Source organism: Rhodopirellula maiorica SM1 (genome assembly GCF_000346295.1).
In the GTDB taxonomy this organism is placed as follows: domain Bacteria; phylum Planctomycetota; class Planctomycetia; order Pirellulales; family Pirellulaceae; genus Novipirellula; species Novipirellula maiorica.
This window is the reverse complement of record NZ_ANOG01000132.1, coordinates 1-11,786: the sequence shown is the minus strand read 5'-3', so window position 1 is coordinate 11,786 and position 11,786 is coordinate 1. Positions and strand designations below refer to the sequence as shown.

Annotated in this window: 11 protein-coding genes; 5 read left to right on the top strand and 6 right to left on the bottom strand. The window is 55.0% G+C overall.

The genetic code is table 11. The annotated features are described in order from the left end of the window. Positions 1–1,021 (top strand): replication-associated recombination protein A (locus RMSM_RS03860; protein ID WP_040763999.1); only part of this gene is annotated, 1,021 nt, incomplete at its 5' end. A gap of 137 nt (positions 1,022–1,158) precedes the next feature. Here RMSM_RS03860 and RMSM_RS03855 read toward each other — a convergent pair. The 6 genes from RMSM_RS03855 to RMSM_RS03830 form a co-directional block, all read right to left on the bottom strand. Further along, positions 1,159–1,341 (bottom strand): hypothetical protein, encoded by a 183-nt coding sequence (locus RMSM_RS03855; protein ID WP_008691839.1) that lies wholly within the window; start codon positions 1,339–1,341, stop codon positions 1,159–1,161. A 257-nt stretch (positions 1,342–1,598) separates the two neighbouring features. Further along, the gene (locus RMSM_RS03850; protein WP_052031475.1) at positions 1,599–5,045 is read right to left on the bottom strand and encodes an aminotransferase class I/II-fold pyridoxal phosphate-dependent enzyme; all 3,447 of its coding nucleotides are present in this window, start codon (positions 5,043–5,045) and stop codon (positions 1,599–1,601) included. Between the two features lie 343 nt (positions 5,046–5,388). After that, positions 5,389–6,294: a dihydroorotate dehydrogenase gene (locus tag RMSM_RS03845; RefSeq protein WP_008691835.1), complete on the bottom strand. Its 906-nt coding sequence runs from the start codon at positions 6,292–6,294 to the stop codon at positions 5,389–5,391. A 15-nt stretch (positions 6,295–6,309) separates the two neighbouring features. Further along, positions 6,310–6,957, bottom strand: coding sequence for a phosphopantothenoylcysteine decarboxylase domain-containing protein (locus tag RMSM_RS03840; protein WP_008691833.1), 648 nt, complete (start codon positions 6,955–6,957; stop codon positions 6,310–6,312). A gap of 16 nt (positions 6,958–6,973) precedes the next feature. Next, entirely contained in the window at positions 6,974–7,432 is a 459-nt protein-coding gene (locus RMSM_RS03835) for a tellurite resistance TerB family protein (RefSeq protein ID WP_008691831.1), read from the bottom strand. Between the two features lie 149 nt (positions 7,433–7,581). Further along, the gene (locus RMSM_RS03830; RefSeq protein ID WP_008691827.1) at positions 7,582–7,854 is read right to left on the bottom strand and encodes a hypothetical protein; all 273 of its coding nucleotides are present in this window, start codon (positions 7,852–7,854) and stop codon (positions 7,582–7,584) included. A 514-nt stretch (positions 7,855–8,368) separates the two neighbouring features. Here RMSM_RS03830 and RMSM_RS03820 point away from each other — a divergent pair. The 4 genes from RMSM_RS03820 (at position 8,369) to RMSM_RS03805 (ending at position 11,720) form a co-directional block, all read left to right on the top strand. Continuing rightward, positions 8,369–9,376 carry a lipid II:glycine glycyltransferase FemX gene (locus RMSM_RS03820; RefSeq protein WP_008691825.1) on the top strand — a complete coding sequence of 336 codons (1,008 nt, stop codon included), beginning with the start codon at positions 8,369–8,371 and terminating at the stop codon, positions 9,374–9,376. Between the two features lie 381 nt (positions 9,377–9,757). Continuing rightward, a complete protein-coding gene (locus tag RMSM_RS03815) occupies positions 9,758–10,126 on the top strand; it encodes a TadE/TadG family type IV pilus assembly protein (RefSeq protein WP_008691820.1) in 369 nt (122 codons plus the stop codon). Positions 10,127–10,140: 14 nt separating this feature from the next. Beyond that, a complete protein-coding gene (locus tag RMSM_RS03810; RefSeq protein WP_008691816.1) occupies positions 10,141–11,292 on the top strand; it encodes a vWA domain-containing protein in 1,152 nt (383 codons plus the stop codon). 26 nt (positions 11,293–11,318) lie between these two features. Then, positions 11,319–11,720, top strand: a complete 402-nt coding sequence (locus RMSM_RS03805) for a TadE/TadG family type IV pilus assembly protein (RefSeq protein WP_040763991.1) — start codon at positions 11,319–11,321, stop codon at positions 11,718–11,720. Positions 11,721–11,786 lie beyond the last annotated feature (66 nt).

Here is an 11,786-nt window from a genome sequence, read left to right as displayed (position 1 = left end):
GGCGTGGGCACGTGACATCGTTTCTACCGGCGGAGCGAGACCGATTTTGTTTGTCGACGAGATTCATCGTTTCAGCAAGAGCCAACAAGACGCGTTGTTGCCCGACGTCGAAGAAGGAATCGTTGCCCTGATTGGCGCGACCACCAGCAATCCGTATTTCGCGGTCAATGGAGCACTGTTGTCGCGAAGTCAATTGTTTGGACTCGAATCACTAACGCCCGAAGAAATTCGCACGCTGATCGAACGAGCACTGCGTGATGGCGAACGGGGGCTCGGTGATCTAAAACCCCAAGTCGACGAGGACGCGATTGTCTATCTAAGCCAAGCGTGTGAAGGGGACGCCCGTCGTGCTCTATCGACTTTAGAGATCGCCGTTCGCAGTAGCGGCAAAAAGAATCCGAAGGTGACACGCGAAACCATCATCGAATCGATCGGCAGCCGCTTGGGTGGCTACGATGCCAGCGGCGACGACCACTACGATTTGGCCAGCGCCTTGATCAAGAGCATTCGTGGCAGCGACGTTGATGCCAGTGTGTATTGGCTCGCCCGGATGCTCGAAGGGGGCGAGGATATTCGTTTTCTATGTCGACGTCTCGTGATTTTGGCCAGCGAAGACATCGGCAACGCGGACCCTACGGCGCTGACAATCGCGGTATCCGCGATGCAGGCGTGCGAGTTCGTCGGGCTTCCCGAAAGCCAGTTAACGCTCAGTCAAACGGTTGCGTATTTAGCACTCGCGCCCAAGAGTAATGCGGCGACCACGGCGATCAGTGCCGCACGCAAAGACGTGCGTGAAAAACAGGTCATTCCCGTACCCAAGCATCTGCGGGACGCCCATTATGGCGGCGCTAAATCGATGGGGCACGGCCAGGGCTATCAGTACAGCCATCAAGCCGAAGATGGGATTGCGGAACAAGACTACCTCGGAGTCGATCGGACCTACTACGAACCGGTGGACCGAGGTTTCGAGCAAACGCTGAGAACGCGAATGGAAGAGATTCGCAAGCGTTTAGGCAAGTGAAATAAGTAAGGGCAGGAAAGGAAAAAGTTGGGTAGGATAGGCTTCAAGACGATCGAAAAAAACACCGACAGACTCGAAGTCTAATCTACCCATTCTTGCATCGGATGACGCATCGGATTCGCAATGCGAATCGTTACCTAGCTCTTTGCAGCGGCTGAACGAAGTTCTTCGAGTTCCACTGTTAAGCGGTGGCGAAGAGGGCTTTCAGCACGAAGTTCATCTTCGAGCAACTCTTCGGCCTTGTCAAAATTTTCGTCGCTACGGTTGGGATCGTTCATCAATGTACGAAACATTTTCTCGATCGTCGCTTCAGTAAGCAATGCAGTCTCCTGGTTTGTGGGGGGGAATCGAGCGAATTAGAGATGTTTAGCGGAATCACGCCCGATCGTGTTTCCTAAACACCATTTCTAAACATCGTCGCCGTCTACTGATTCTATGCGACACGATTCACGTCGCAAGGGCAAACTCGATGTTAGAGCATTCCGAGACGCTTGTCGAGAAAATTTATGGTTCCGCGGGCCGCCACGAAACCGACACACGTGTTCCATCGAATTCAAAATGCTTCGCAGCGCTAGGATTAACGGCTAGCAGCGACCGCTTGGCGATCAAACCCGAGCTCCGATAAATGAGCCGCTGTGCGAGCGACAGTAAATCGAATCTGGTCTTCGGTATGTTCCGACGTGATAAAGAATCGCAGTCGTGCTGCTGATTCGTCCACGGCGGGATACAAGATCGGCTGCACATTGATCCCGTCCCCTTTGAGCCGATGCGATAATCGCAGCGCCACCATCGAATTGCCGGTAATGATCGGAACGACCGGGGTCCCCCCGCTATCGCCCGTGTCCAAGCCGGCTTCTTTACAGAGTGACAAGAACAATTCGCTCCGTTTGCGAAGCGTTTCAACTCGCTCAGGTTCGTCTTCCAAGGTTTGCAAGGAAGCAATCGCCGCAGCCACCTGGGCCGGCGGCATCCCGACGCTGAACACAAATCCGGGAGCCGTGTATTTCAGCAGCTCGATCAGCGCCGCGCTGCCGGCAATGTAACCACCACACGAAGCCGCCGATTTGCTCAGCGTCCCCATCCATATATCAACATCGCGAGCGTCCATGTCAAAGTGTTCGGCGATTCCATGCCCGGTTTGACCCATCGTGCCAAAGCTATGAGCCTCGTCGACCATCAACAGTGCGCGATGCTTTTTCTTGACTTCGACAAATTTTGGCACGTCAGCAAAGTCGCCATCCATGCTGTAGACGCCTTCGATCACGATCAGCACCCGGCGATACTGAGATCGCATCTCGGTCAACATGCGATCGAGCGCTTCGAAATCATTATGAGGAAACGGTCGACGTCGTGCACCGGACAACAGCGCGCCTTGCACGATGCTGTTGTGGGCAAGCGCGTCATGCAGAATCAAGTCACCCGAACCGACTAAATGCCCAATTGTGGTTTCGTTGGTCGCATGGCCGCCCACCATCAAGATCGACGCGTCAACACCGACCCATTTTGCAATCGCCTCTTCCAATTCGCGATGGATCGGTTTTTCACCCGAGACCAATCGGCTTGCCGAGACGCTCGTGCCGTATTTGCGCACGGCATCGGCTGCGGCTTCGGTAACACGTGGATGCCCACTCATACCCAAGTAGTTGTAGCTGGCAAAGCTGATGTATTCTTTGCCATCGATGACGGTGATGTCACGGACGATGCCGTCATGGACCGTAAAGTAGGGGTTGGGAACCCCGGTCATCTGCATTTGTTGCATCGTCGTTTTCAGTCGCCGGTACTCGGCGAATTGCGACACGTCGTCTTCGGGTTCGACCGTCGGGACGGCATTCGCATAGCCGCCGAACTCGTTGACTGTGCTGGATGATGCGGGTTGAAATTCGCCATTGTCCAAGAACGCGACGGCGCGAATTTCGCCACCGGGTGGCAGGTACCGCTGGATCGCCAAGGCGGTTTGGCCGACGGTTTCGATTTCATCGAGCACTTGTTCGGGAAAACGTCCGCCAAACGTGCGTTCCAAGTTGCGTGCGATCTCGAGTCGTTCGAGACTGTCCAGCCCGAGATCCAAAACGATATTTGTATCGAGGTCCAACACACGAGCACGCTCGCCGGCGACTTGGCGAATGTGCTGTTTGATCGCCTCGGCGACCGAATCGTTGACGTCGCTCAGATCAATCTTACCAGTCTGACCCCCGGCCGCAGCCGCTTGCATCATCGGTTGCAAGTCACCGTCGTTGTGCGTCGTTTCCTCTTCCCAACGCACCCATTTCGCGATCATCTTCATGTCGCCATCGCGAACCGCGTGCAAACATGCATGTCGCTGGATCTTGCCGCTACTGGTTTTGGGAACGCTGCTGTTGCGAACCAAGTAGACTGCGTCGGGCGGCAATTCATGATCCGCGGTGACGGCGCGGCGAATCGCTTGCAAATGAGCATCCCAATCCAGGTCACGCAAACGGACCGTTTCGGCAACGATCACCAATTGCTCGCGACCTTCGTGCTCCATCGCAAACGCGGCAACCGATCCCGCTTGCACCGCGTCGCTAGCACGCTCGACCGTTTCTTCGATGTCTTGCGGATATCGATTCACACCGCGGACAATGATCATGTCCTTCAGTCGGCCCGAGACATAGAGCTGGTTGTCGTGCAAGAAACCGAGGTCACCGGATCGCAAAAACGGCCCTTTTTGGTCAGCGGTTCGCGCAAAAAATGTTTGCTCGGTTGCATCGCCTCGCTGATAATACCCCTGCCCTACCGATGGACTTTGGATCCAAATCTCACCGATCTGGTCATCCGCCATGGGCATCCGCGTTTCGGGATCGACGATCAGCACCGTTTCTTCCGGTAGCACGCGTCCACAACCGACGAGTCGGCGTGCCGCGTCGTCATTCTCGTCGACGACTTTGACCTTTTTGGCATCCAACGCACTGCCGCTGAACGTCGTCACGACCGGCCGCGTTTCGATCGGCCCTCCGGTGACAAGCAGCGTGGTTTCCGCCATGCCGTAACACGGCAAGAACGCTTCGCGGCGGAAACCGAACTTTTCAAAACGCTTCGCAAACGCGTCGATAGTGGAAACGCGAATCGGTTCGGCGCCGTTAAACGCGATCTCCCACTTGGATAGATCGACCCCTTCCATCTCTTCGTCCGCGATCTTGTCGACGCACAACTGGAAGGCAAAATTGGGGCCGCCGCTAATCGTCACCCCGTACTTGGAAATGCCCTGCAACCATCTGGCGGGACGTTGCAAAAACGTCATTGGGCTCATCAGCACATCGCTGCGTCCGATGAACATCGGCATCAAGATGCCACCCACCAAACCCATGTCGTGATACGTTGGCAGCCAGGACATCCCAATGACATCGGCATCTGGTTCAAACGCTTGTAAAATCAACTCGCTGTTGGCGATCAAGTTTCCTTGAGTCAGCATCACCCCCTTGGGCGATCCGGTCGAACCGGACGTGTACTGAAGTACGCCGAGCGAGTCGCGATTGATTTTTGGCATCCGCCACTTGTCCGCTAAACGGCAGCCGGGATCATCGGTACCGAGCAGCTGCAATCCGACCAAGTCGTCATGTTTTTGATCGCCGGAAAGCTGTTCGACGATCGCCTTGGTGGATAGCGCCCAACGCGTGTCCGCGTCCACCACAATCGAACGGATTCGTGATGCCTTGCGATTGCGACGAGGCGGGTAGGCAGGGACCGCGATCGCGCCGGCGGCATGGCACGCGAAGAAACCAATCACAAATTCGAGACATGGTGGATACAGCAGCAAAATGCGGTCGCCGCTGCGAATTCGACAACGATCCTGCAAATAACCCGCTAGCGCACGAACCTCTTCCCACAACTGCGAATACGTAATCGTTTGCTCAGACGATTCGACATCCGTAAAGAGAAACGCAGGCTCATGAGGTCGATGCTCGGCCCAGAACCTTAGAATCGAGATGTAGTGATCTCTAGGTGGCGATTGATTGCCAAAGAATTCTTTTAGGTCCACTTGCGCATTACCGCCAAGAAGGTTCATGGTTGATGAAGGCGACCTCGGTGTTGCGGCCGCGCTGCTTATTGTCTCCCCTGCCGAGGGGTTCCCTGCTGTGGGAAGTTCGAGTGAATACAAACTAGCAATTTGAGCATACTCAAAACATCCCTCTAGAATAGCGAACGTCGACTCGTCGGAATGCTTGCATTAGTGTTTTCCATTCTAAACCACCCCAATGCGGGCTTAAAACCGGTGGGAAGTGGCGGTAACCGTCAAATTCGCGCTCTTAGTAACCTCGCTTAGCGAATCGGCGAAGAATTTAGGACCACCGGCGTTTTGTTCGCCGTTGCCCCTTTTCCGGGGGGCAGTGCGGCTGCCGCAACTTAGTTTACTTGGTGAGCGTGCCGACGATTTCGGTGACGCTCGACGCATCGATCTCAGCCAACGCGGCAGGCAATTGATCGATCAAACGAGTCGAGACCGTGGGGTCGTAGTAATTGGCGGTACCAATTTGCACCGCACTGGCACCAGTCACCAAAAACTGCATGGCGTCGTCGATCGAAGCAATGCCGCCAATGCCGATAATCGGAATCTTGACGGCCGAGGCGACTTGGTGAACGCATCGCAGTGCAATCGGTTTGATCGCCGGTCCACTGAGCCCGCCCATGCCATTGCCGAGCATCGGTTTACGTTGACGCCAATTGACCGCCATTCCCAACACGGTATTGATCAAACAAACGGCGTCCGCGCCGCCATCGGCCGCGGCTTGCGCGATGTCGGCGATCCGCGTCACGTTGGGCGTCAATTTTGCCAAAATGGGAACGTCACATGCTGCGCGCGCGGCTTTGACCACGCCCAGACACGATTGGGCATTGGTGCCGAAATCAATTCCGCCGCTGACGTTGGGACACGACAAATTCAATTCGATTGCGGCAACGCCTTCGCTGTTTCCAACTCGTTCAGCCAAGGAAACAAAGTCGTCTTGCGTTCGGCCCGCCACGCTGACGACGATCGAAGTCCCGATCTCTTTGAGGTACGGCAGGTGATTTTCGAGAAATGCGTCGACACCATCATTGTCCAGCCCGATAGCGTTGAGTAGACCCGCCGAGGTTTCGACCGTTCGCCATGGTGCGTTGCCAATGCGTGGTTCAGCGGTGATCGTTTTGGGCAGCACCGCGCCAAGCCGTGGCACATCCACGATGCCCTCCATTTCACGTGCGTAACCGAAGGTTCCCGAGGCGACCATGATCGGGTTTTTCAGCTTCAAACGGCCGAGGGTCGTGCTTATGTCCATCATTTGTTTTTCCGGTTATTGCGGTTTCGCAGTGCGATGCGTCAATTGCTCGCTGATGTGTCGTACTAATTCGTCAGCCACAAAGTCTTTGTCGCCATGAATCTCGGCGATGACTCTCCCGCCGGCATCAAGTAACTCCACATCGTTCTGATTCGAATCGATCGCTTGCGGGCCATTGCTGACCATCAAATCACAATGTTTTGACTCCAGTTTTACGGTGGCGCGAAAACGTCGATCTTCGGTTTCCAAGGCAAACCCTACCACCCATTGGTTGTCCCGTTTGCGTTGTCCGAGCGTGGCGACCACATCGGCGGTTTCGATCAATTCCAATTGCAGCGGTTCGCCTGTCTTGGCGATCTTTTGGGATGAAACCAATCGCGGCATGTAATCACAGGGGGCAGCGGCACCGATCGCTCCATCGCACGAACCGAACGTTTCCACCGCCGCTGCTAACATCTCGTCGGTCGTAACGACGGGGATCACGGTCGCCGCCGCGGGATATTCGACGTTGACAGGGCCCGAAACGACAACCACGTCGTGGCCGGCATCGATCGCCGCGCGGGTTAGGGCTGCCCCCATCCGGCCGCTCGACGCGTTGGTCAAATAGCGAACGGGATCAAGATATTGCCGGGTCGGACCAGAGGTGATGAGGATGCGGGCCACGAAATCAAGCTGCTTTCTACGATTGGTTTTTGACGGTGCGGGTGATGATTTCGTTGACATCGTTCTCCGTCAATTCCATCTTCACAGCCGCCAGAGCGAACAATCGTTTCTCGGCTTCGGCAAGTGTGCCATCGGCAGCCATCATGCGGATCAACTCCTGCATCAATTCGTATCGCTGCTCCTTCTCGGTCGGCAGCTCTAACGTGGCTTGGTCACCGAGTCCGAATTCGATTGCTTTCTGCAATTCGTATTCGTCCAACCCGAGGTCGACGCAGCGGTCGGCGACAAGATTGATCTCACGTTCGCCAAGCGACCCGTCCGCAAACGCCATTACGACGAGGTTGCGGAGCAGTTGGCGGCGTTTTTTCAGGATTTCTTCGTTCATGTCGAGAATGTTACCCGCGGAAACGAGGGGGAACAAGTCGCGAAACCCGCTGGATGTCCGACGCAATCGATTCGCACGCTTGGCGTCCAACGTCGACTTCTTCGCCAGTCGCCTGCCCTACCCCTGCTTAGTGGAAACCCAAGCCTGCTTAGTGGAAAACCATCCAGTTGTATTGCGTTCGCAGAGATTCCTGACGCAGAGTTCACAAACACTCAAGGCGAGATGCGTGGCGATCGTGGCTAGAAGAACGCGTGACCACAATCGCAAACTTTCTTTCGCACGTGCAGTTCATTCGAGCACTTCGGGCACTTCTTCTTCGACCACGATGACTCTTTCGGTGTTTCCGCATCCAATTTTCGCTGGGCCTTCAATTCTTCGGTTCGCGCCGCGTCGGCTTGTAGCACCGCACATTGAGGATGGATTCCCCCCTTGGAATAGGCTCGTTTTCCGCAAATGGGACAGACATTGCCATTGGCTTGCGTCGCCGATGTTGTCGATTTGTTCCCGCTCATATTGCAATACTTTTCGTCTTTGCGAGCAACGTGGCCTCATTATTAATGAGCGTCCGAGCTCGTCAAAAAAGTGCAACCAGGAAGCACAGGGTAGAAGGTCACGACGTTGGATTGGGATAAACGTCGCCCACGCAATTGATGCGTTTGGCAGGAAAAGCATCAAAACGGGCGAGCAAGATCGTGAAAACGAATCAGCGCACCACGTCTCGCTTAACCACTGCGGGTGCTCCCATCGTACGCGAAGTAGGGCACAAAGTCCACTTCGCAGGTTTTGTGCGGCCACCAGATTTTTGTTGCGATTTGCATGTCGGGTCAGAGCTGAAAGCGAATTTCGATGGCAACAGCGGTGACGTCGCACGCTCCAGCACGTCATCGCGGATGCGAAGTTGGGTTTGGGAATAGTTGCTATTGCACGACTTCCCGCTAATCTGGGGGCAAATGCAAGCCCGCTCATGTGGGGCTCCCCCTTCTGCGACCACGCATTTTTACCGGCAATGCACAGCCATCGAGAATTATGACAAAGCAAACCGAGGCGACACGCTCGATTAGCGACTGGGACCGGTTCTTGGCGGAACAGCGTCCAGACATTGGCCACAAACAATATTCTTGGTGGATCGACTTTCTGAAACTTCGCGGATGGAGCGGTTTCGGGTTTGCCGCCAGCGAGGATGACGTGATCTGTGGTGGGGCGAACGTGTTGGTCAAGTCGTTTGCGCCCGGTATATGTTTCTACTACGTGCCCCACGGCCCCGTGCTTCCCGAAAATCAAACGGATGCAGCCGACCTGTTCGAGGCGATGATGCAGTACATCGACGATCACCAACGGCAATCTTCGAATTTAGTAAGCCATCTGAGACTCGAACCGCGGTGGTTAGATCAGCCGGAATTCGTAAAAGGCTTTCAGCAATCGACCCATTGGAACGAACCACGAAACACGTTGTGTGTCGATTTGACGATGTCGGAGGACGCCATCCTGAAACAAATGAAAACCAAAGGCCGGTACAACATTCGAGTCGCACGCCGTCACAACGTCTCGGTTGTCCAGGACAACTCGCCCAAGGGGCTAGACGATTTCATGCGTCTTTACCAAGAGACGATCGACCGCAAAAACATCATTCAACACTCGCGGGGATATTTCGATGACCTGGCGGAAAACCTTCTGGAATCGGGGCGTGGCGATCTCTTTTTTGCGGAATATCAAGGTGTACGACTGGCGACGTCATTGGTTCTGTACGCCGGTGACACCGTGACGTACAAGTATGGCGGAACGCAGCTTTCGCATCGCAATGTGATGGCACCTTACCTGCTTCACTTCGAGGTGATGTTGCACGCCAAAGCGCTGGGGTACAAGTGGTACGACTTTTATGGCGTTTCACCAGCGGAATCGCCGAACGACAAATGGGCAAATTTCAGCTCGTTTAAACGTAAATTTGGGGGCCATGAAATGAGCTTCGTTCCGTCGCTCGATTTCATTTTTGATCATGACGCGTACGAAGCTTACTGCGTGCAGAAGAATGGTTGATCCGTCGTAGCGTTCGCTGCCGCAAGACAACGTTTGCGCGATCGAATGTTCTGGATGAACTCCCTGCGGTTTCAATCGTTCGCACTGTGTTGTCGCTTCCCCCGACAGGCTGCTTTTGTCGTTTCAACTGATGCGACCGTCAAAACCCTTCGGGCTGGCGTTATTTGCCTGTTTCATTTGTCCTGTCCCCACGCGCCGCACGCTGCGGCGTGACGTACATATTGATGTACCTACCGTTTTATCAGTGATTTTCCGGGGCTAACTGTCCGGTAGGGAGCATTTATTGGATTGCGATCGATCGCATTTTCGATCCGCATATTTTCAAATCCGGGACATCGACCTGTGCGTAGATGCAGAAAGCGAAGCCGACGCGGGACCGCCATGGTGGAATTGGCGGTATGCATGCCAGTTCTGTTCCTGGTCGTGTTTGCCTCGATTGAAGCTTGCAACATGATCGCGATGAAACAGATCATTTGCGAATCGGCCTACGAGGGGGCGCTTATCGCACTGAAACCCGACTCAACGGAATCGCAGGTGGTCGACCGAGTCAATGCAACGTTGGCCTCACGTGGGGTGACGCCATCGGGTGTGGTAGTGGCCGGTTCGAGTGGCGCCGCGTACAGCGCGCTAGCCCGCGGTGATGAGGTCACCGTGACCGTCCAAGCGGCCACCAATGGAAACGTCGTCGGCCCTCAGTTGTTCGGGTTTGCAAAAACGGTGTCGCATCGTTTGACTGCCATCAAGCAATAAACCATGGAATCGCAATGAATTATTCAAATTCAATAAAACGAAACGCGCGAGATGGTTATCGCCGTGGGGCGACCGCCGTGGTCTTTGTCATCATGTTGCCGGTGTTGATGTTATTGCTGGGATTCTCGGTGGACCTTGCCTACATGCAGTTGACGCGATCCGAATTACGCGCCGCCACTGACTTGGCCGCCAAGGCGGCGTCATCTGAATTGGCAGAAACCGGCGATAGGGCACGCGCGATTGCCAAAGGTAAACTTATCGCCAACGCCAACACGGTCGCCGGCGAAGGGCTGACTCTTGACGATTCTGACTTTGTTTTTGGAAACACCGTCCGCTCCACGACCGGCAAATGGTCGTTCACCGCAAGTGGTTCGCCGTTGAACGCAGTTCAAGTCAACGGTCGCCGAACGTCCGATGCACCCGATGGCGAAGTGGATTTGTTTTTCTCAAATCTGCTCAATGGCAATGGCTTTGAAACGTCTGCCGATGCGACCGCCGGTTTTATCAATGCCGATATTTGTCTGGTCTTGGACCGATCGAGTTCGATGAAATTGGCGGTTTCCAATACTGCGACCGGAATGGGCGGCGGCGATCCTCGATCGTGTGAGATTCCGTGGGCGGACAGCCGATGGATCGCACTGGACAGCGCCATCAAAATCTTTTTAGCAAAAATGAACGATACACTCGCCGAAGAACAGGTGTCGATCGTTACCTATGCGAGCAACTATACCGCGTGTGGAGTGACCAACCAAAACGTCACGCTTGAACAGCCCCTCACCTTGGATTTTTCCAGCATCACCGCGGCGATGGACAACTTGAACAACACCGTGTGGGGTGGGAATACCGAGACTAGCGAAGGTATGTCGCTGGCCAGAACCGTTCTCAATGGACCGGGGGCTCGCACGACCGCAGAGAAAATCATGGTGGTGTTGACCGATGGCGCCTATACCAATGGTGTGCACCCTGCCGATGCGGCAGCGTTGGCTGCAGGTGACAAGATTAAAGTCCATACGATTACTTTTGGCGCCTGTCCGACCTCTGTGATCATGGATATGCAAGAGACCGCGGTTGCGGGTGGCGGTTACCATTTCCACGCGCCCGACGCCGCCACATTGAACGATGCGTTTAGCAAAATCGCTGGTTCGATTTCGATTCTTACCCAGTAACGTTCCCGACACCCCTAGGCCCAACCATGCCCCGATCGAGGAAGCCACGTCGTGGAGCTGTGACCGTTGAATTTGCTGTCGCGTTCCCCGTCCTGCTATTGTTCGTTTTCGCGGGAATCGAATTTTCGCGTGTGAACATGATTCGTAACACGGCGATTAACGCCGCCTACGATGGGGCGCGTAAAGGCATCGTACCTGGGGCAACGTCCGCCGAATGCGAGCAGGCGGCGATGCAACTCTTGGACTTCGTTGACATCAGCGGAGGGTCTGCGGACGTCACTCCGAGCGAGATCAAAGCGGATACCGAATCGGTCACCGTGACCGTGACTGTCCCAATCACATCCGCGAATTCGTTCATCACGCCACAGTACTTCGTCGGGCGGAGTATCGTCACCAGTGTCACGCTCCCGCGTGAAGCAACGTTCTAGCGGAGGTAGGCCGGATCAAGTCGCCCAAAGCGACGCAGATCCGGTGTGAATCGAAAGTGATGGCGA